Below are 20,344 nucleotides of genomic sequence, written 5' to 3' on the forward strand. Positions count from 1 at the left end.
CCGGCCAGTGGCGTTCTACGCTCCCTTGAAGAGCCCGAACCATCCTCTTCCGTCGGGTGATCGCACTATGGCGCGCCTGCTGATGAAGGCTCTCGACCAGGCAGGCTACGTGCCACAACTCGCGAGCGAGATGCGCACCTTCGACAAGACAGGCGATCCGCAGAACCAGGATCTCATCAGGCAGCAATCGCTGGACGAGGCTGCACGCCTCATCGAGCACTACAAGGCTCTGCCGGAGCAAAGCCGTCCGTGCCTTTGGTTCACCTACCATGTCTATTACAAGGCGCCGGACTGGATCGGTCCTCGCGTGGCACAGGCGCTGAACGTTCCTTATGCCGTAGCGGAAGGATCGCGGGCTGCAAAGCGTGCGCAAGGATCCTGGGCTCTGGGGCATGAAGGAGCGGAGGCTGCTCTCGACCGCGCCGATGCGCTCTTCGTCATGACGGCGCACGACCGGGAGGCTTTGGAAAGAGCACGGCCAATGGATCAGGTTCTAGTCGATCTTCCGCCGTTTCTCGACATGCAGGACTGGCCTCAATCGACCGCTCTCTCCTCGCCTGAAAGCGAACTGCGCCTGCTCACCGTCGCCATGATGCGAAAGGGCGACAAGCTTGCTTCGTACAGCATCCTTGCCGCTGCCCTCGAACGGATTCAGCATCTGCCCTGGTCGCTCGACATCGTGGGGGATGGCGAAGCGCGCGAGGAGATCGTGCAGCGCTTTTCGTCCCTCGCTGGCCGGGTTCGCTTCCAGGGGCGGATCGAAAACCAGACCGAGTTGAAAACCCTTTATGAAAGCGCCGACCTCTTCGTCTGGCCAGCGGTCAACGAGGCTTACGGAATGGTGCTGTTGGAGGCGCAGGCCATGGGCTGTCCGGTGCTCGCCGGCGCCTATGGCGGTGTCGCCAGTGTGGTGCAGCATGGCGAGACGGGCATCCTGCCACAGTCCGGCGACATTGGGGCCTTTGCCGATGCCCTGAGCGCGCTCCTGCAGGATCGTGGTCAGCTCCGGATTTTAGGCGCCAATGCCTTGACCTTCGTGCGGCAGGAGCGCGGTCTCGATCATGCGGCCTTGCGCTTGCGCAAAGCGCTCGAACCGCTCACGGCTAGAGTGGGAGCATGACGACATTGCGCGTTCTCATCGCCGTGACGCATCTGCTTGGCGCCGGCCACCTGACACGGGCCGCAGCCCTGGCGCGTGCCTTTGCCCGCAAGGGGCATGAGACGATTCTCGTATCGGGCGGAACCCCTGCCCCCTTAGCCGATCTCGGCGGAGCGGAGTTGGTTCAGCTGCCGCCCGTGCGCACGCTCGGAACCGATTTCAAGACGCTTCTCGACGAGAACCTCCAGCCGGTCGACGAGGCTTATCTCGACAGGCGCCGGAGCATCCTGCTCGACACGCTCCGCAGCACCCGGCCCGACATTCTCATCACCGAACTCTTCCCCTTCGGGCGTCGGGTGCTGGCAGGCGAGTTCATGGCGTTGATCGAAGCCGCCCATGCCCTGAATCCGCGCCCGCTCGTCCTGTGCTCCATCCGCGATATTCTTGTGGCACCAACGAAGCCGGAACGCATCGCACAGGCCCATGAGCACATCCTTCACGACTACGATGGCATTCTCGTTCATGGTGATCCCAACCTCGTTTCCCTGGAGGCCTCATGGCCGGTGAATGAAAAGATCAGGCCGCTTATCCGCTACACCGGCTATGTGGACGAGAACGAGAATGACATTTCCCAAGGTCACCGGCATGGCATCGTGGTCTCGGGCGGGTCGAGCGCAGCGAGCCTGCCGCTCTACCTTGCCGCTCTCGAAGCCGCGCACCTCATCACCGACCGCCCCTGGCGCATCCTCATCGGACGAGGCGTCTCGGAAGAGGATTTTCAGGCGTTGCGGCACAATGCTCCGGCCCATGCCATCGTCGAGCGGGCGAGAACCGATTTCCGCACGATGCTCGCCGGCGCCGAAGTCTCCGTCAGCCAAGCAGGCTACAACACGGTGGTGGACCTCCTGCGCTGCGGCGTGCGGTCGGTCCTCATCCCCTTCGAGGCCGGTCACGAGACGGAGCAGCGCCTGCGGGCCGAGCGTCTGAAGAGCCTGGGACTCGCTGACATCGTCTCGGAGGACGAGGCGTCCGGGACACGCTTGGCGGAGGCGATCCGCCACGGGCTGTCGCAGCCTGCGTCGTCTCCACCGGCCATCGCCCTCGATGGGGCAAGGCAAAGCGTCGCCATCGCGGAAAGCATGATCCTGTCCAGGCCCGCCCTGCACCCAGGCATCGACTGGTCGCCTCTGGACGACGCGCTGGAGCGGGCCAAGGATCAGGGTTGCCCGATCCGCTTTTGGTGGCGGGATGACGATGCAGTCGCTGCGACCCCTGCCCTCGACCGCCTCCTCACACTGTCGAAACGCTATGGCGCCGGAATCGGCCTGGCTGTTATTCCAGACAGCCTTCAAGCCTCCCTCGCCTCCCGCTTGGCGGATGAAAGCGCGGCTATTGCCCTCGTGCATGGCTGGAGCCATGCCAACCATGCTCCTCTGGAAGCAAAGAAGGCGGAGTTTGGTGCGCATCGTCCCGTGGAGACCATGGCGGATGAAGCGCGGCGCGGTTTGCAGGTCGCCCGCGGCCATCTCGGAGCGAAGCTGCTCTCGGTCTTCGTGCCACCCTGGAACCGAATCTCCAACGAGTTTATCCTGCACCTGCCGCGTCTGGGCTTTGCCGGGTTGTCCACCTTCACGGATCGGAAGGCAGCCTCCCCTGCATCAGGCCTTCTCCAGATCAACACCCATCTGGATCCCATCGACTGGCACGGCAAACGCAGTGCAGTTGAGCCCCAGCAGTTCATCGCCGGTGTGACAGCGGCCATCATGCGGCGCATGGCCAGCAAGGCCGACCGGAACGAACCCATCGGGCTCCTCACCCATCACCTTGCTCATGACGAAGTCATCTGGACGTTATCCGAAAGGCTTATCGCGCACCTTGCAGAACGAAACATCACTTTCCTTCGCCCTGATGTATGTTTCGGAATGGAAACAGGGTCACATTTGCGATCTAATGCGGTTTGAAGCGTTATGCTCGTAGGCCTGGAGGAGCATATGGAAGCGCCAATCCTGTCGGTTCGCCAACTGACAGTCGATTTCAGCACCGACGCCGGAAACTTCCGGGCGGTCGATGGACTGACCTTCGACATTCCGAAGGGCAAGACGGTGGCACTTGTCGGCGAGTCCGGGTCCGGCAAGTCGGTGACGGCGCAGGCCATCCTCCAGATCCTGTCTAAAAAGGCCAGAATCGCGAACGGCTCCCTTCTTTTCAACGATCCTGCGAATGGCGGAAGCATCGATATTGCGGCGCTGCCGGCCGAGAGCGACGCCATGCATGGCCTGCGTGGCGGACGCATCGCCATGATCTTCCAGGAGCCGATGACCTCCCTGTCGCCGCTCCACACCATCGGAGACCAGATCTCCGAGGCGCTGATGATCCACGCCGATGTGGACCAGGCGGCGGCGAACCAGCGGACCATGGAGGTGCTGGGCAGGGTCGGCTTCCCCGATCCGAAGCGCGCGCTCAGGACATACCCGTTCGAACTCTCCGGCGGCCTTCGCCAGCGCGCCATGATCGCCATGGCGCTCATCACGCGCCCGGCTCTTCTGATCGCCGACGAGCCGACGACGGCGCTCGACGTGACAACGCAGGCGCAGATCCTCGACCTCATCAAGGAGTTGCAGGTCGAGACGGGCATGTCGGTTCTCCTCATCACCCACGATCTCGGCGTGGTGGCCAACGTGGCCGACGAAGTGGTGGTGATGTATCGTGGGCGGATCATGGAAGCCGGCTCGCGGGACGACATCTTCCGCAATGCCCAGCACCCCTATCTCCAGGCGCTCATGCGGGCGGTGCCGCGCTTTGCCATGGCGGAGAACGAGCGCCTTACGCCGATACGCGAGGTGAAAAGCGCAAGCCTCGCAAGCATCGATGCACCGCAGCGTGTTCAGCCGGCAGGCCCGATCCTGAAGGTGGAGCATCTTACGAAATCGTTCACGCTCCGGTCCGGATGGTTCTCCGGCAAGGCGCGGGAGATCCGCGCCGTCAGCGAGGTGGACCTCTCGCTTCCGGCAGGCAAGACCCTGGGGCTCGTCGGCGAATCCGGCTGCGGCAAGACCACCGTGTCCAAGATGATCATGCGGGCGATCCCGCCCAATTCCGGACGGGTGCTGTTCGACGACGGCACCGGCCTCAAGGACGTGCACAAGCTCGAAGGCGAAGCGCTCACCACCTACCGGCGTTCGGTGCAGTTCATCTTCCAGGATCCGTTCTCGTCCCTCAACCCACGCATGACGGTCTATGAGCTTCTGACCGAGCCCTTGCGCATCCATGACATCGGCACTTCGGACGAGCGCTACGAGCGCGTGAAGCATCTCCTCGAGATGGTAGGGCTCGATCAGCGGGCGCTCCGGCGCTACCCGCATTCGTTCTCCGGCGGCCAGCGCCAGCGCCTCGGGATCGCTCGGGCGCTTGCCCTCGAACCGCGCGTGCTGCTCTGCGACGAGCCGGTCTCGGCCCTCGATGTCTCGGTCCAGGCGCAGGTGCTGAACCTGCTCAAGGACCTGCAATCGGCGCTCGGCCTCTCCTACCTGTTCGTTTCGCATAACCTCGCCGTCGTGGATTATATCGCCGACACCATCGCGGTCATGTGCCGGGGTTACATCGTCGAGGAGGCCCCGAAATCCTCGCTGTTCCGGAACCCGGTTCACCCCTATACTCAGGCGCTGCTAGCGGCGGTGCCTGACCCGGATCTCGACCGGCCCCTCGATTTCACCAAGCTGCGCACAGGCGGCTTTTCGCAGCCCTCCGCATGGCCCGAGCCCTTCCGCATCGAGCCGGGCGAGTTCGGGGTGATGAAGGAGATCGAACCCGGCCATAAGGTTCGTTTGGGGCGCCTGTCAGCCCAGGAGGCTGCATGATGCTCGACTTCTGCAAGACCACGCTTGCCCTCGCGCTGGCGCTCGGATGGCTGGCACCGCCGGCCTTAGGCCAGGATTACAAGGAGCCACCCCTCTTTGCTGGCCTGCCGCAGAACAAGAAGCTCCCGCCGATAGCCGAGCGGCTTCCGAAAACACCCATCGTGGTGGGCTCGTCCGGCCAGTACGGTGGCGACATCATCACCCTCGTGCCCCGCCCACGCGACATCCGCTACATCTCGACCTTCACCTATACGCGCCTCGTCGGCTATGACCGGAACCTGGATCTCCAGCCCGACCTCCTGGAAAAGCTCGAGAACGAGGACGACCGGGTCTTCACCTTCACCCTGCGCGCCGGCCATCGCTGGTCGAACGGTTCGCCCTTTACGGCGGAGGACTTCCGTTATTACTGGGAGGACGTCGCGCACAACCTGGAACTTTCGCCCGCCGGCCCGCCCGAGTTCATGCTGGTGGATGGCAAGCCGCCGCGCTTCGAAGTGATCGACGAGCGCACAATTCGCTACACCTGGGAGAAGCCCAACCCTCGCTTCCTGCCGCAGCTCGCGGGTCCGCTCGATCCGGGCATCTACAGGGCGTCGGCCTATCTCAAGCAGTTCCATGCCAAGTACGCCGACAAGGCCGCCCTTGAGGAGAAGGCCAAGCAGCAGAAGCTGAAATCCTGGGCCGCGCTCCACAACCGCATGGACGACATGAAGGAGCAGACCAATCCGGAGCTGCCGACCCTCATGCCCTGGCGTGTGATGAATGCGGCGCCGGCAAACCGCTTCATCTTCGAACGCAACCCCTATTATCACCGCGTCGATGCTCAGGGGCAGCAATTGCCGTATGTCGACCGGATCATCATGGACGTGTCGGCCAGCGGCCTCTTTGCCGCGAAGGCCAATGCGGGCGAGGAGGATCTGCTGTTCCGCGGCCTGTCCATGGGCGATATTCCCGTGCTGAAGCAGGGTGAGAAGGCGAAGGGCTACACGACCCTCCTCTGGCCCTATGCCCGTGGCACGGAGCTCGCGCTCTACCCGAATCTCAACACGGTGGATCCGGTGTGGCGCCAGCTCAACCGGGACGTTCGCTTCCGCCGCGCCTTGTCCCTCGGGATCGACCGCAAGACGCTGAACAACGCGCTGCTCTTCGGGCTCGGCGTCGAAGGCAACAACACCATCGTGGCGGAAAGCCCGCTCTTCATGCCGGAGCTGCGCACGCAGCACGCGGCCTACGATCCCGGCCAGGCTTCTCGACTGCTCGACGAGATCGGTCTGACGAAGCGCAATGGCGCCGGCATCCGCCTGCTGCCCGATGGGCGCGAACTTGAGATCATCGTCGAGACAGACGGCGAGAGCAGCCTCGTAGTGGATGGGCTCACCCTCATCGGCGAGTTCTGGCGCGAGATCGGCGTACGGCTTTTCGTGAAGCCGCAGGACAGGACCGTGTTGCGCAACCGCTCTTATGCGGGTCTCACCGTGATGGTGGCAGCCCCCGGCCTCGACAACGCAATCCCCACGGCCCTCATGCCTCCGACCGAACTCGCTCCCATGCGCCAGGACAACTATGCCTGGCCGAAATGGGGGCAGTACATCGAGACCAAGGGCAAGAACGGCGAAGCGGTCGACGTTCCGGAGGCGGAACAACTTCTCAAGTCCTATGAGACCTGGATGAACACCGGAAACCGGGAAGTCCAGAGAGCGGCCTGGCACGAGATGCTGAGGAATCACGTAGAGAACCAGTGGGTCATCGGCACCATTGCCGGCGCCCTGCAGCCCATCGTCGTGCGGAACGGCCTCCAGGGTCTTCCCGCCAAAGCCCTCTATAGCTGGGAGCCGACCGCGATGCTCGGCATCTACCGGATGGACGAGATCTACTGGAACAAAGCTGTCGGCAAAGAGGTCCGTCGATGATCCGCTTCCTGTTGCGCCGCATCGTCACCATGGCGGTGACCATGCTGATCATCTCGGCCCTGGTGTTCTTCATCATCAAGCTGCCGCCAGGCGACTTCCTGACCAACCAGATCGCTGAGCTGCGGGCTCAGGGCGAATCGGCCTCCATCGCCAAGGCCGAGTTCCTGATCCGGCAATACGGCCTCGACAAGCCGGCCTGGCAGCAATACCTGGTCTGGCTCGGCGTCATGCCGGGCCCGAACGGCTTTTCCGGCCTGTTGCAGGGCGACTGGGGCTGGTCCTTTGAATACGACAAGCCCGTCGTGGATGTGGTGGGCGATGCCCTCTGGCTCACGCTCCTCGTCAACTTCGCGGTGGTGATCTTCATCCACCTGATCGCGATCCCGATCGCGATCTATTCGGCCACGCGGCAATATTCCGTCGGCGACTACATTGCCACCTTCATCGGCTACATCGGCCTTGCGACTCCGAGCTTCCTGCTCGCGCTGATCCTGCTCTATTATATGAACCGCTGGTTCGGCATCTCCATCGGCGGGCTTTATGACTCGCAATATGCGGGCGAGCCCTGGAGCTGGCCCAAGATCCAATCCCTCCTCTCGCATCTGGTGGTGCCCACGGTGGTGATCGGGCTCGGCGGAACGGCTGCCATGATCCGGCGCATGCGCGCGAACCTTCTCGATGAGCTGGGTAAGCAGTATTACGTGACCGCGAAGGCGAAGGGTCTCGGCCCGACCAAGGCCCTGCTGAAATATCCGTTCCGCATGTCGCTCAACCCCTTCATCGCCGATATCGGCAATCTCCTGCCACAGCTCGTCTCGGGCTCGGTGCTGGTTTCGCTGGTGCTGAGCCTGCCGACCGTCGGCCCGATCCTGCTCAGTGCCCTCAAGAGCCAGGATCAGTTCCTGGCCGGGTTCATCCTCATGTTCGTCGCTTTGTTGACCGTCGTGGGCATGCTGGTCTCCGATCTCCTGCTGGCATGGCTTGACCCGCGTATCCGCATGGGAGGCGCACGATGAACAATGTCGTGACCGCCAAGCGGCACTATGTCGATCCTGCCCCCTTCGATCCAGGCGCCACGGAGCCCGGCAGCACGCAGAGCGAAAGCTTCTACCGTGCATCCTCCTGGCAGCTGATGTGGTGGAAGTTCCGGCGGCATAAGGTGGCGCTCGCCGCCGCTTTCGTGCTGCTCGCCTTCTATGCCCTCGTGCCCTTCGTCGAGGTCATCGCGCCCTACAACCAGACCAAGCGGCACGGCGACTTCCTCTATGCGCCGCCTCAAGGAATCCACCTGATGCACGAGGGGCGGCTCATGGCCCCCTTCGTCTATCCCTACACCTACAGCTTCGACCTGGAGAACTTCCGGCGCGTCTACACACTCGACACCTCGAAGCCGCAGCCGATCCGTTATTTCTGCCGTGGCGACGATTACGAATTCTGGGGGATGTGGCAGGCGAACCTGCATCTGGTCTGCCCGCCGGAAAACGGAACGATGTTCCTGCTGGGTACCGACCGCCTCGGCCGCGATCTGCTTTCACGAATCATCTATGGCGCGCGGATTTCCCTCACCATCGGCATCGTGGGCATCGCGGTCTCGTTCACGCTCGGACTCTTCTTCGGCGGCCTTGCGGGCTATCTCGGGGGCTGGGTCGATCACGTGATCCAACGCATGATCGAGATCCTGCGCTCCCTGCCGGAGCTGCCCCTGTGGCTCGCGCTGTCAGCTGCCCTGCCGCCGAACTGGAGCCCGATTCTCGTGTTCTTCGGCATCACGATCATCCTTGGCCTCCTCGACTGGCCGGGCCTCGCGCGCGCCGTGCGCTCCAAGCTGCTCTCCCTGCGCGAAGAGGATTTCGTCAAGGCTGCGGAGCTGATGGGCGCGTCCAAGCAGCGGGTGATCGCACGCCACCTCATCCCCAACTTCATGAGCCACCTCATCGCCTCGGCGACGCTCTCGATACCGTCCATGATCCTGGGTGAGACCGCGCTGTCCTTCCTAGGATTGGGGCTGCGGCCACCGGTGACGAGCTGGGGCGTGCTGCTCAATGAGGCGCAGAATCTCGCGGCCGTGCAGCTGCACCCTTGGCTTCTGTTCCCCATGGCCCCGGTGGTGATCGTGGTGCTCGCCTTCAACTTCATGGGCGATGGCCTCAGAGATGCGGCGGATCCGTATCATTAGCTGGATGGCCTGTTGTCCTAAGGTCAAGGGAATGCGAGACATCCTGCATCGATGAAGAGAGCAGAGGTGTTTCGTGGCCGAGTACCGGATTGATGCGTCCCCTGAGAGCGTTCACTGGGGCTATTTCGATGCGGGCCTTCCCCCGCTTCTCACGGTGGAATCAGGCGACACGGTCACGATCTCGACCGTCTCCGGCGGCCCAGAGGCGATGCCGAAAGCGCCCTTCGTGATCCCGCAGGCCCTGTCAGACATTCATGCAGCCCAGAAGCCGAAGCTGCCCGGCCACATCTGCACAGGCCCTGTTGCCGTGCGCGGCGCCAAAACCGGTCAGGTTCTCGAAGTCCGCATCAAGGACATCCAGCTGCACTACGATTGGGGCTTCACCTATTCCGCGCCGCAGAAAGGCGCCCTGCCCGACGATTTCGACGAGATCCACTTCATGACGATCCCGCTCGATCGGGAGCAGATGACAGGCAAGCTGCCCTGGGGATTGGAACTGCCCTTAAAACCGTTCTTCGGCGTGATGGCGGTGGCGCCACCGGCCTCCTGGGGTGCACTCAGCACCCTGCCCCCGCGCCGCAACGGCGGCAATCTCGACAACAAGGAACTGGTGGCGGGCACCACCCTCTATCTGCCGATCCATGTGGACGGCGCTCTGTTCTCCGTCGGCGACGGACACGGCGTGCAGGGCGACGGCGAGGTCTGCGTCACGGCCATCGAGACCGGCCTCATCGGCACCTTCGAACTGCATCTGCGCGCGGACATGAGCCTCACCTGGCCCATGGCCGAGACGCCGACCCATGTCATGACCATGGCCTTTGATCCGGACCTCGACGACTGCGTAGTCATCGCGTTGCGCTCCATGATCGAGCTGATCGTCGCCCGCACCGGCATCACCAAGGCTGAGGCCTATGCCCTGTGCAGCCTCGCGGCGGACTTGCGCATCACGCAGGTGGTCAACGGCAACAAGGGTGTCCACGTGATGCTCGACAAGGGCCTGCTGCAGAAGGCACACCGCTAAACATTCTCAGGTGGCGGCTCGTCGCCGAAGATCGAGCGGCCGCCATAGGCATGCGACTTTGCCCGCTCCTGCCTGATGTGGTCTTCAACGTTAGGCCCTGTGGCATGGCGCTCGAGCTGACGCGCTTGGTCGTCCAGCCGCTTGAGGGCGAAAAGCTCCTCCTGCTGCCCGAGCTTCGCCTTCTGCACGGCGGATTTCAGCACGCGGATCGTTTCGTCATAGACCCGCACCGGCACCGGATAAGGGTGCCTGTCCTTGCCGCCATGTGCGAAGGAAAAGCGGGCCGGATCGCTGAAGCGGCAGGGCGTGCCGTGCACGACCTCCGCCACCATGGCGAGCGCCTGCACGGTGCGCGGCCCGACGCCGGGCGTCATCAAGAGGTCGGAGAAGTCTTCAGGTCCCCGATCCGCCGCTGCCGCAAGGGTTCCGTGGAGCCGCCGCAGCACCACGTCCTTTGCCCGGACATCGTGATGCTCGGGCATGATCAGATGCGGCAGCAGGGGCTGCGGGCTCACGGCCGGGGCCGCTTCCGTTTCGCGCTCTTCCAACGCGAGGAATTTGCGGGCGATGTTGTCAGGTCCCAGTGTACCCAGAATATTGATCTGCGCCTTGCGAGAGGCCTCCGCACGCCGGTCGGTGAGATTGACGATGGTGCCCTGCCCTTTGCCGTCGATGGCCGTATGCGGTTCGTCGACGAAGCTTTCGAGATCCTCCGACAGCCAATGATAGCGGCGCGCCTGCCGGCTCTCGTCGTTCATTCCCTGCTGGACCACGGCCCATTTTCCGTCATCGGTGACGATGAAGCCGTGAAGATAGAGATCGAACCCGTCCTGGATCGCCGCGCTGTCGACCTTCGCGACGAGGCGGCTGGCATTCGCGAGAGCGGCCCCATCGAAGCCGACGCGCTCACCGATCGCGACGAGTTCATGTGGCGTCCGCCGCGAGTGCTTTCCGCGTCCGCCGCAGACATGGATGCCAAGCTCCTTCGAGAGCGGCGTGAGCCCGCGCTTCAACGCTCCGATCACGCTGGTGGTGATGCCGGAGGAATGCCAGTCCATCCCCATCACGGCGCCGAAGGATTGAAACCAGAACGGATGCGCCAGCCGGCGAAGCAGCTCGTCGCGTCCGTAATGGTGCACGATGGCCTCAGACACCACGCCGCCGAGGCGCGTCATGCGATCGGCCAGCCATTTCGGCACATGGCCTGAATGTAGCGGCAGATCGGCACTTCCGGCGCGCTTCGCCATCGAGCGGTGTCTCCTTGGGATGTTGCGTCAGGCCTTATGCCAAGCAAACTTTAAGAGCTATATTTGGGGAGCTGCAATCGATGTTCGTCGCTGCATCAATTTTGCATGAAACTTCTGACTGGCTGCCTTTCTTCCACATGCCCAGGAGAGAGGCCCGTGATGCGCACTATGTGGTCTGATTGCTCAAGCCACTCAGCCGGCTTTGTCCAGTCGAGAGTTGAGGAAACACCAGGGCAAGCATTCAGTCTCTCTGCAATGACGAGACAATCTGTCCATATGCCGCCACGCCTTACAAGAAGGTGCTTCCCATCAGGCGTAGCAACCAGGGCAGGATCTTTGGTCCACGATCCGTCCTCCGAGTAGGATAGTGAGACGTCAGACAAATTCTGCCAAACCAATCCACGAGCATCTTTGGCCTGCCAGAGGTCATAGACTTCGTCAGTGGGAACTGGTTGGATTCCCAACATCACCAATCTGCCGTCAGCGAGTTGCACCCTGTTGATTTCCACCGGGGTTCCGGCGCTAATCATCAGGAAAACAAAAGTGAGAAATAGAATCAACAGGCTTGGAACAGCCCCCAACAGCCAGAGGAGACGTCGCTTCCAACCAGATGCTACTACGGCACCGAGAACCAGGCCGATAAGAACGGCTAGGAAGCCATAAACGCGAAGTTCGCTCATCAAAGCTGGCGCTATGGCTTCTTGATAAGCTTTACCTGAAACTATGAACCAGAGATTGATTGCAAAATCCGCCCCTAAGAACAGGGCACCTATTGTGAGACTGGTGTTACGGACAGCAAGAGAAATTTGCCTCAGCAATCTTCTACACCCCGCGCATTCGAATAACGTTTCTCTATAACTTCTTGGTCTACAGTTGTCGAACCTCCTGCAGCTATGAAAGAAAAAGGCGCCCGAAGGCGCCTTAAACTGTCTTAGCGGCGGCGGGGGCTCTTTTCGAGCCAGGCCACCTGGGCGCCATCACCACGGCGGCCTTCCGACCGCTGCGCGGCGGGCTTTCCTTGAGCAGACCGTTGTGCCTGAGCCGGACGCTGACCTTGCGCAGGACGCTGGCCTTGTGCGGGGCGCTGCTGGTTGCCGTTGGGCTGGCCGCCCTGAGGCTGACCGTTGCCCGCAGGCTTGCCACCGTGACCGCGACGGCGCTTCGGCCCGCGATCAGCATTCGGATCGGCGCTGCGCGGCTGGCCGTGGCCCTGATGCCCGCGGGCATGGGGCGCTGCGCGACCCCGTGGCTGACCGTTGCGCCCGGACTGCTCGCGGCGCGGCTCAGAAGCCTCGGACACGGCAGAACCGGCAGGCAAGCCCTCAGGAAGCGGCATGACCGGCACCTTGAGGCGGGTCAGCTTCTCGATGTCCTTCAGGTAGGCCTTTTCCTCGTCGTTGCAAAACGAGATAGCGGAGCCCGTGGCGCCCGCACGGGCCGTGCGGCCGATGCGGTGAACGTAGGATTCCGGCACGTTCGGCAGGTCGTAGTTGATGACGTGAGACACGCCATCGACGTCGATGCCGCGAGCCGCGATGTCGGTGGCCACCAGAACACGGCACGAGCCGTCGCGGAAGCCTGCCAGCGCACGCTCGCGCTGCGGCTGTGACTTGTTGCCGTGGATGGCGGCGCCCGCGATGCCGGCCTTGTCGAGGCCGCGCACCACCTTGTCCGCGCCGTGCTTGGTGCGGGTGAAGACGAGCACGCGGTCGATGGCCGGATCGCGCAGGAGCGTCTCGAGCAGAACCTGCTTGCGGCCGGTCTGCACGAAGATCACGCTCTGCTCCACGCGCTCGGCGGTCGTCGCCACAGGGGTGACGGCCACATGGGCCGGATTGCGCAGGAAGGACTCGGCCAGGGTCGAGATCGTCTTCGGCATGGTGGCCGAGAAGAACAGGCTCTGGCGCTCCTTCGGCAGCAGGGTCACGATGCGCTTCAACGCATGAATGAAGCCGAGGTCGAGCATCTGATCGGCCTCGTCGAGAACGAGGATCTCGATCTCACGCAAGGACAGGGCCCTGCGGTCGATGAGATCGATCAGGCGGCCGGGCGTGGCGACGAGCACGTCGACGCCGTTCAACAGCGCCTTCTCCTGACGGGAGATGGTGACGCCGCCGAACACCACTTCGGTGGTGAGCCGGAGATTGCGGCCATAGGTCTTGAAGCTGTCGGCGATCTGGCTGGCGAGCTCACGGGTCGGGCTGAGCACGAGCACGCGGGGGCTCTTCGGCTTACGCGGCTTCGGGCTCTCGGACAGGCGGTGCAGGATCGGCAGCGCGAAGGCAGCCGTCTTGCCGGTGCCGGTCTGTGCGATGCCACAGACGTCGCGGCCTTCCATGGCGTACGGAATGGTCTGGGCCTGGATCGGGGTGGGCTTCTCGTAGCCCTCGGTCGCAAGCGCCTTCAGGATCGGCTGGGCCAATCCGAAATCGGTGAAGAGTGTCAAAGGAGGTGTGTCTTTCGAACGAATGCGGTGAGCCGGAAAGCAGGTTCGGCTTCATAAAGCAAAGGCGCTTCAGGGCTCTTTGGGAAACAGCCCGCGTGATGGGGCCGTCTTATGATGGAGCGATTGAAGAAGGGAACCGGGGTCTTCGCTCATGCGAATATCCGTCACGCAGTCCCGCTCAAGCTGCTTGGATGCCAAGCGCCGTCGCCTGCTGTGCATATGGGCGCTAAAAACCTATCCGTCAACCGCATGGCCTGACATAAAGCAAGAATGTCACCATCCGGCTCCATGCCCTGGCGCATCGTCTCGGCCCTCTCGATCACCCATCTGATCTCCTACGGGACGCTGTTCTATGCCTTCGCCCTCCTCATCGAGCCTATGGAGCGCGACCTCGGATGGTCGAAGACGGCCCTGACTGCCGCCTTCTCGCTCGCGCTCATTTCCTCGGCGTTCTTCGCCGTACCGGTCGGGCGACTGATCGACCAGGGCTACGGGCGGGCCGTGATGACCGGGGGGTCGGTGCTGGCTGCCCTCCTCCTCGCCTTGTGGGCCTATACTGACAGCTACCCGGTTTTCCTGCTGATCTGGCTCGGCCTGGGTGCTGCCACGAGCGCTCTCTTCTATGAGGCGGGCTTCGCAGTCCTGGCACTGAACCTCGGCCTTCTGGCCCGCCGGGGGATCACAATCATCACTCTCGTGGCCGGATTCGCCAGCACGGTGTTCATCCCTCTCCTCCATGTGCTCATCGACCGCTATGGCTGGCGCGACACGATCCTCGTGATGGCGGCCCTGAATGTCGGGATCTGCGCCGTGCTGCACGCTTTCTGCATCCCGGCCGCCCCTGAAAGACCAAAGCATACCGGTGAGCCCCGAGTAGTCTCTCCATCAGCCTCGAACCCTCGCCGCGTTCTCGCCAAGCCCGCCTTCTGGTTTTTCGTGATCACCAGCGTCCTTCAGGGCATGATCTCGACCGGGATTCCCGTGCACCTGATCCCGATCTTTCTTGAGCGCGGGTTTTCCATCGACGCGGCCGTGGCCGCCTATACGATGATCGGGCCGGCCCAGGTTGCGGCGAGGTTCCTCACCGGGTTCGGCGAGCGGGCCATGAGCCTCAAGGGGATCGGGGTCGCCACCATGGCGCTCAGCGCCCTCGGGTTCCTCCTCCTGCCCTTCATTCCGGCAGGTTCCTGGCTGATCCTGGCTTTCGCGTCCCTCTATGGTGCCTCCAACGGGATGTTGACCATCGTGCGCGCCCTGCTCCCGCCGGAGCTGTTCGGGCGTGAGAATTATGGCGCGATCCAGGGCATGATCGCCATGCCGGTCCGGATCACGATGGCCATCGCGCCCTTTGCCTTCGGGGCCCTCTGGGCATGGTGGGGTAGCTACGACGCCGTGATTGTTCTCTGCCTCGGCATGGCCGTGTGCTCCCTCGTGGCCTTCATGCTAAATCTGGCCCTGGCGAACGAGCCCTGAATAACATACAGAATTGGCTTGCCTTAGGCGGCTAAAGAAACCATGTGCAGGGCGCCGGGACAGCCCCGGCTGCAAGGAAAGACGCATTCCGTGACGACAGTGACCGATCTTCTGATTGTAGGCGGCGGCATCAACGGCGCCGGCATCGCGCGCGATGCCGTGGGCCGGGGCCTCTCGGTGGTGCTCTGCGAGCAGGGCGACCTTGCCGGCTACACCTCCTCCGCCTCGACCAAGCTGATCCACGGCGGCCTGCGCTACCTCGAATATTACGAGTTCCGGCTGGTGCGCGAGGCCCTGTTCGAACGGGAGCGCCTGCTCGAATCCGCCCCTCACATCATCTGGCCCCTGCGTTTCATCCTGCCGCATGAGAAGGGCATCCGCCCGGCCTGGTTCGTGCGCCTGGGCCTGTTCATGTACGACCACCTCGCCCCGCGCAAGAAGCTCCCGGGCACGGAAGGCATCAAGCTCACCCGGCATCCCGCAGGCCAGGCCCTGAAGCCCGGCTTCGACACCGCCTTCGTCTATTCCGACTGTTGGGTCGAGGACAGCCGCATGGTGGCCCTCAATGCGCTGGATGCCTTCGAGAAGGGCGCCGACATCCGGGTGCGCACCAAGCTCACCTCCGCCCGCCGCGAGGGCCAGACCTGGGTCGCCACCCTCCAGAACGTGGAGACGGGCGAGACGGAAGAAGTACGCGCCAAAGTGATCGTCAATGCGGGCGGCCCCTTCGTGGCCGACGTGCTCAACGCCAAGCTCGGGCTGAACACCACCAAGAACGTGCGCCTCGTGAAGGGCAGCCACATCGTGGTGCCGAAGCTCTTCGACACCAAGGAAGCGTTCATTCTCCAGAACACGGACAAGCGGATCGTCTTCGCCATCCCCTACCAGGAGAGGTTCACCCTCATCGGCACCACCGATATCCCGGTTGAGTCCGTGCCGGACAAGAAGGTGGAGATCACCCCCGACGAGGTCCAATACCTCTGCAACGTGGTGAACCACTTCTTCAAGCGCGAGGTGACCCCGGCCGAAGTGGTGTGGACCTATTCCGGCGTGCGCCCGCTCTTCGACGACGGCTCGACCAACGCCTCGGCGGTCACCCGCGACTACGTGTTCGACATGGACGCCCCGCAGGGCCAGGCGCCGGTGTTGTCGATCTTCGGTGGCAAGATAACCACCTTCCGCAGGCTCTCCGAACACGCCCTCGATGAGTTGAAGGCCTATTTCCCGAACATGAAGCCGTCCTGGACGGAAAAGGCCAAGATGCCGGGCGGGGACATGCCGGACGCCGATTTCGACCGCTTCTTCGCCACCGTGCGTCAGCGCTGGCCCTTCCTGCCCGAGCAGATCGCGCACCGCCTCGCCCGCGCCTACGGCACGCGGATCGAGGAGCTTCTGGGCTCCGCCAAGTCTATGGCCGATCTCGGCGAGGATTTCGGCGCTGGGCTGACGGCGTCCGAGGTAGACTATCTTGTGCGCCGCGAATGGGCACGCTCCGCCGAGGACATCCTCTGGCGCCGTTCCAAGCTCGGGCTGCATGTGCCGGTTGACGCTCCGACCAAGATCGATGCCTATTTGGCCAGGACAAAAGCAACCGCCGTCGCGGCTCAATAAGTTTCGGGGAAGGAAATGGCTCACTACGTCGGTGCTATCGATCAGGGCACGACCAGCTCGCGCTTCATCGTGTTCGACAAGGCCGGGAGCATCGTCTCGGTCGGGCAGAAGGAGCACGAGCAGATCTACCCCAGGCCCGGCTATGTGGAGCACGATCCGCTCGAGATCTGGCGCAACACGCAGGCCGTGATCGGTGAGGCATTGGCGAAGAAGGGCCTCAAACCTCAGGATCTTGCTGCCATCGGCATCACCAACCAGCGCGAGACGACGCTGATATGGGACAAGCGCACGGGCCAGCCCCTTCATAACGCCCTCGTCTGGCAGGACACCCGCGTCGACGCGATCGTCGAGGACTTCGCGAGAGACGGTGGCTACGACCGCCTGCGCGACAAGACCGGCCTGCCGCTGGCGAGCTATTTCTCCGGTCTGAAACTGCGCTGGCTCCTCGACAACGTGCCCGGTGCCCGTGAGAAGGCTCAGTCCGGCGACGTGCTGTTCGGCAATATCGACACTTGGCTGGTCTGGAACCTGACCGGCGGCGTCAATGGCGGCTGTCACATCACCGATGTGACCAATGCCAGCCGCACCCAGCTCATGAATCTGCGAACTCTGGACTGGGATCCGGAGATCCTGAACCTCTTCAACATCCCGCGCGCCTGCCTGCCGCAGATCCGCTCGTCGAGCGAGGTCTATGGCGAGGCGACCGACAATCTGGCCGGCTTGCCCATTGCCGGCATTCTCGGCGACCAGCAGGCGGCACTCGTGGGGCAGGCCTGCTTCCGGCAGGGGGAGGCCAAGAACACCTACGGCACCGGCTGCTTCATGCTGATGAACACCGGCGAGACCCCCTACCCGTCGAAATGCGGTCTCCTCACAACAGTGGGCTACCGCTTCGGCCAGGGGAAGGCTGTCTATGCCCTGGAGGGCTCCATCGCAATTGCCGGCGCCCTGGTGCAGTGGCTTCGTGACAATCTCGGCATGATCGAGAAGAGCCCCGACATCGAGACCCTCGCCCGCAGCGTCGAGGACAATGGCGGCGTGACCATCGTGCCGGCATTTTCCGGTCTCTATGCCCCGCACTGGAACTCCCATGCCCGCGGCCTCATCGGCGGCCTGACGCGCTACGCCACCAAGGCGCATATCGCCCGCGCGGCTCTGGAGGCCACTGCTTTCCAGACCCGTGAGGTTCTGGACGCCATGACCAAGGACACAGGCATCACCGCAAGGGAACTGCGCACGGATGGGGGCATGGTGGTCAACGAATTGCTGATGCAATTCCAGGCGGACATCCTGGACGTGCCGGTGGTGCGCCCGAAGGTGATCGAGACCACGGCTCTCGGGGCCGCCTATGCGGCGGGACTGGCCACGGGCTTCTGGAGCGGGACGGACGAGCTGGTGCGCAACTGGGCGATCGACAAGCGCTGGACGCCGGCCATGGAGGCCTCCCGCCGGACGCAACTGAATACCCTCTGGGACAAGGCCGTTTCGCGCTCCCTCGATTGGGCAGATTGAACTCGCGAAAGAAGGCGGCAGATCCTCCTGCCACTCATAACCTCAGGCTCAGGCCAGAGCTGCGCGGATCTTGTCGGCCATTGCTGCGAGCACGTCCGGCCTCTCCATCTGGCCCGTATGGGGCTTCAGCGCTACGCCCTCGAAGCGGGGGATGACGTGGAAGTGGATATGGAAGACTACCTGTCCGCCAGCGCTCTCATTAAATTGCTGGACCGTCAGGCCGTCGGCTGAAAGCGCTGTCTTCACCGCGTTTCCGACGATCTGCACGGCCTTCGCGAGCTCCGCAAGATCGTCAGGCTCAACGTCGAGGAGGTTGCGTGCCTTCGCCTTGGGAATGACCAGAACGTGTCCGTCACCCCGGGGCATGACATCCATGAAGGCCAGGACCCGGTCCGTCTCGTAGACCTTGTGGCAAGGCAGCTCGCCGCGAAGGATCTTCGCGAACACGTTGTTGTCGTCGTAGGTCATCGTATCCCTTCTCCTCCACGGTTTCTGCAGGAGCGCCGCAGCCCTGCGCGTTCCTTATACTGGTGCCCCCCCGAGCGCTACTACGCGGCTCTCTTCCTCATACGAACTTACAATCTCGGCCGAATTGAATTCAGCTTCGAGATTTTAGTCCTCCCACTCGTTCTTCTATGACTTAACTTCAATAGGACTGGCCGTCGGCAAATATAGATGCCATCCAGCATCTGTATCGGGGCAAGTACCTGCTAGGTGCTTGTTCCCATGAACAAGATGTTGCCTTGTTTCCTCCAGCCAAACATTTGCCTCAAACGCGCCAAATCGTGAGGTCTGAATAATTTCGTAAAATTTTTTGCAAAGGTTGACCCTTCCTAACCGGAACCATCGATTCCGCGAGCGGTTGATGAAGCACGAACACCACTCGATTAGGAGGCATAAATGGCAGGTGGTTCGACCTCGAAGCGTGGCTTCGCGTCGATGGATTCCGACCGGCAGCGTGAAATCGCCAGCAAGGGCGGCAAGAGCGTTCCCGCCGAGAAGCGTTCCTTCTCACAGGACCGTGAACTCGCCTCGGAAGCTGGCCGCAAAGGCGGTCAGGCCTCGGGCAATACCCGCGGCAACCAGGAATAAGCATTCATCTATTCCAATAATCAAAGGGGCCGCTCAGCGGCCCCTTTTACTTGGCTCAAGCCCCCTATTAGACCGAATACCTATTGATGCCTGAAATTGAGTTCAGCGCGCCTCAAAGCCGTCTCGACGAGAACCTCCTCAGCTGTCCCCACACCCAGCATGGCGCGCAGTTCAGGAAGGCTCGGAACTTCGAATGCCACAGCGCCAAGCTCGATCTGCCGCACGAGATCTCCTGCCAAGGCCGACATGAAATCGAGCGACACGATGTCGAGATAGCGAGCGGCCTCAAGAGCCACCTCCGGGGAGGCGTCGCGTGAGGCACCGATCAGCGTCAGAAGGGAATATTCATCCAAGCTTCCGTGCCGGGACCCGACCGGCCTATGGATGAACGGTCGTCCGCGCTGCCGGGTCAGGGCAAAAGCTAGCAGAAGCGCATCCGACACAATCCCCTTCGCCGTGTCGGGTTGCGTATAGGTTGCGAGCGCCTGTTCAGGTCCGTCGAGCAGAGCTAGATCGTAATGGTCCTCAAGACGGTTGAGGGAACGGAACACGTCAACGACCGCGACGGTGCTCGGATGGAGCAGGACCGCCACGGGGTTAGGGCCAGACGGAAGTGACAATGCTTCTACCATAAAGAAAAACCTTGAACTGCTGGCCGCCTAGACTCCGGGTCCGGCGGGGATCACATGCGGCCATGCCGGAACAACAAGATGGCGCCTCAACATCAGAGGACAGGTCACATCATCTTGGTGACAGACGGAAATCATGCCGCTCAGCATGGAGGCCACCGATGGCTTGTCCCGGGCGGGAGAACTTGAGGTCAGCCTGGAGAACTCATCGGGCAGTTCTTCCTGGCATAAGACGGCATCCAGCTCGTTCGTCGCAGTCATGGCTCCCTCC

General features: G+C 62.8%; 16 protein-coding genes. 11 read left to right on the forward strand and 5 right to left on the reverse strand.

The annotated features are described in order from the left end of the window. Positions 1-67 precede the first annotated feature (67 nt). The 7 genes from I2H36_RS04605 to I2H36_RS04635 all read left to right on the forward strand — a co-directional run bounded on the left by I2H36_RS04605 (position 68) and on the right by I2H36_RS04635 (position 10,063). A complete protein-coding gene (locus I2H36_RS04605) occupies positions 68-1,120 on the forward strand; it encodes a glycosyltransferase family 4 protein (protein ID WP_196262705.1) in 1,053 nt (350 codons plus the stop codon). Then, positions 1,117-3,060, forward strand: a complete 1,944-nt coding sequence (locus I2H36_RS04610; RefSeq protein WP_196262706.1) for a glycosyltransferase — start codon at positions 1,117-1,119, stop codon at positions 3,058-3,060. Before I2H36_RS04605 ends, I2H36_RS04610 begins: the two co-directional genes overlap by 4 nt. Before the next feature lie 30 nt (positions 3,061-3,090). Further along, the gene (locus I2H36_RS04615; protein ID WP_196262707.1) at positions 3,091-4,956 is read left to right on the forward strand and encodes an ABC transporter ATP-binding protein; all 1,866 of its coding nucleotides are present in this window, start codon (positions 3,091-3,093) and stop codon (positions 4,954-4,956) included. After that, on the forward strand, positions 4,953-6,866 hold the full coding sequence (locus tag I2H36_RS04620) for an ABC transporter substrate-binding protein (protein ID WP_196262708.1): 1,914 nt from the start codon (positions 4,953-4,955) through the stop codon (positions 6,864-6,866). Before I2H36_RS04615 ends, I2H36_RS04620 begins: the two co-directional genes overlap by 4 nt. Then, on the forward strand, positions 6,863-7,882 hold the full coding sequence (locus I2H36_RS04625; RefSeq protein ID WP_196262709.1) for an ABC transporter permease: 1,020 nt from the start codon (positions 6,863-6,865) through the stop codon (positions 7,880-7,882). The genes I2H36_RS04620 and I2H36_RS04625 overlap by 4 nt, the downstream gene beginning before the upstream one ends. Continuing rightward, positions 7,879-9,042, forward strand: coding sequence for an ABC transporter permease (locus I2H36_RS04630; RefSeq protein WP_196262710.1), 1,164 nt, complete (start codon positions 7,879-7,881; stop codon positions 9,040-9,042). The genes I2H36_RS04625 and I2H36_RS04630 overlap by 4 nt, the downstream gene beginning before the upstream one ends. 73 nt (positions 9,043-9,115) lie before the next feature. Next, the gene (locus I2H36_RS04635) at positions 9,116-10,063 is read left to right on the forward strand and encodes an acetamidase/formamidase family protein (protein ID WP_196262711.1); all 948 of its coding nucleotides are present in this window, start codon (positions 9,116-9,118) and stop codon (positions 10,061-10,063) included. Here I2H36_RS04635 and I2H36_RS04640 read toward each other — a convergent pair. The 3 genes from I2H36_RS04640 to I2H36_RS04650 all read right to left on the reverse strand — a co-directional run bounded on the left by I2H36_RS04640 (position 10,060) and on the right by I2H36_RS04650 (position 13,756). Further along, positions 10,060-11,310: a DUF763 domain-containing protein gene (locus I2H36_RS04640; RefSeq protein ID WP_196262712.1), complete on the reverse strand. Its 1,251-nt coding sequence runs from the start codon at positions 11,308-11,310 to the stop codon at positions 10,060-10,062. The genes I2H36_RS04635 and I2H36_RS04640 overlap by 4 nt on opposite strands. A gap of 95 nt (positions 11,311-11,405) precedes the next feature. Next, positions 11,406-12,128, reverse strand: coding sequence for a hypothetical protein (locus I2H36_RS04645; protein ID WP_196262713.1), 723 nt, complete (start codon positions 12,126-12,128; stop codon positions 11,406-11,408). Between the two features lie 113 nt (positions 12,129-12,241). After that, on the reverse strand, positions 12,242-13,756 hold the full coding sequence (locus I2H36_RS04650; RefSeq protein WP_196262714.1) for a DEAD/DEAH box helicase: 1,515 nt from the start codon (positions 13,754-13,756) through the stop codon (positions 12,242-12,244). 270 nt (positions 13,757-14,026) lie between these two features. On the opposite strand from I2H36_RS04650, the gene I2H36_RS04655 reads away from it, so the two are divergent. From I2H36_RS04655 to glpK, 3 genes are all read left to right on the forward strand, one after another. Continuing rightward, positions 14,027-15,229, forward strand: coding sequence for an MFS transporter (locus I2H36_RS04655; protein WP_196262715.1), 1,203 nt, complete (start codon positions 14,027-14,029; stop codon positions 15,227-15,229). Between the two features lie 90 nt (positions 15,230-15,319). Then, entirely contained in the window at positions 15,320-16,840 is a 1,521-nt protein-coding gene (glpD, locus tag I2H36_RS04660) for a glycerol-3-phosphate dehydrogenase (RefSeq protein ID WP_196262716.1), read from the forward strand. Positions 16,841-16,855: 15 nt separating this feature from the next. Beyond that, on the forward strand, positions 16,856-18,352 hold the full coding sequence (gene glpK / locus I2H36_RS04665; protein ID WP_196262717.1) for a glycerol kinase GlpK: 1,497 nt from the start codon (positions 16,856-16,858) through the stop codon (positions 18,350-18,352). A 48-nt stretch (positions 18,353-18,400) separates the two neighbouring features. On the opposite strand, the gene I2H36_RS04670 is transcribed toward glpK, so the two are convergent. After that, entirely contained in the window at positions 18,401-18,820 is a 420-nt protein-coding gene (locus I2H36_RS04670) for an HIT family protein (protein ID WP_196262718.1), read from the reverse strand. Between the two features lie 432 nt (positions 18,821-19,252). On the opposite strand from I2H36_RS04670, the gene I2H36_RS04675 reads away from it, so the two are divergent. Further along, positions 19,253-19,444, forward strand: a complete 192-nt coding sequence (locus I2H36_RS04675) for a con-10 family general stress protein (RefSeq protein WP_009494027.1) — start codon at positions 19,253-19,255, stop codon at positions 19,442-19,444. An 80-nt stretch (positions 19,445-19,524) separates the two neighbouring features. Here the strand turns inward: I2H36_RS04675 and I2H36_RS04680 are convergent, their stop codons facing one another. Then, positions 19,525-20,076, reverse strand: a complete 552-nt coding sequence (locus I2H36_RS04680) for a hypothetical protein (RefSeq protein WP_210330950.1) — start codon at positions 20,074-20,076, stop codon at positions 19,525-19,527. Positions 20,077-20,344: the final 268 nt, after the last annotated feature.

The organism is Microvirga terrestris (assembly GCF_015694425.1).
GTDB classification, from domain to species: domain Bacteria; phylum Pseudomonadota; class Alphaproteobacteria; order Rhizobiales; family Beijerinckiaceae; genus Microvirga; species Microvirga terrestris.

What these genes read in the sequence shown, in the direction of transcription:
- I2H36_RS04605 (WP_196262705.1), top strand. Translation starts at nt 68, where the DNA reads ATGGCGCGCCTGCTGATGAAGGCTCTCGACCAGGCAGGCTACGTGCCA.
- I2H36_RS04610 (WP_196262706.1), top strand. Translation starts at nt 1,117, where the DNA reads ATGACGACATTGCGCGTTCTCATCGCCGTGACGCATCTGCTTGGCGCC.
- I2H36_RS04615 (WP_196262707.1), top strand. Translation starts at nt 3,091, where the DNA reads ATGGAAGCGCCAATCCTGTCGGTTCGCCAACTGACAGTCGATTTCAGC.
- I2H36_RS04620 (WP_196262708.1), top strand. Translation starts at nt 4,953, where the DNA reads ATGATGCTCGACTTCTGCAAGACCACGCTTGCCCTCGCGCTGGCGCTC.
- I2H36_RS04625 (WP_196262709.1), top strand. Translation starts at nt 6,863, where the DNA reads ATGATCCGCTTCCTGTTGCGCCGCATCGTCACCATGGCGGTGACCATG.
- I2H36_RS04630 (WP_196262710.1), top strand. Translation starts at nt 7,879, where the DNA reads ATGAACAATGTCGTGACCGCCAAGCGGCACTATGTCGATCCTGCCCCC.
- I2H36_RS04640 (WP_196262712.1), bottom strand. Translation starts at nt 11,310, where the DNA reads ATGGCGAAGCGCGCCGGAAGTGCCGATCTGCCGCTACATTCAGGCCAT.
- I2H36_RS04655 (WP_196262715.1), top strand. Translation starts at nt 14,027, where the DNA reads ATGTCACCATCCGGCTCCATGCCCTGGCGCATCGTCTCGGCCCTCTCG.
- glpK (WP_196262717.1), top strand. Translation starts at nt 16,856, where the DNA reads ATGGCTCACTACGTCGGTGCTATCGATCAGGGCACGACCAGCTCGCGC.
- I2H36_RS04670 (WP_196262718.1), bottom strand. Translation starts at nt 18,820, where the DNA reads ATGACCTACGACGACAACAACGTGTTCGCGAAGATCCTTCGCGGCGAG.
- I2H36_RS04675 (WP_009494027.1), top strand. Translation starts at nt 19,253, where the DNA reads ATGGCAGGTGGTTCGACCTCGAAGCGTGGCTTCGCGTCGATGGATTCC.
- I2H36_RS04680 (WP_210330950.1), bottom strand. Translation starts at nt 20,076, where the DNA reads ATGGTAGAAGCATTGTCACTTCCGTCTGGCCCTAACCCCGTGGCGGTC.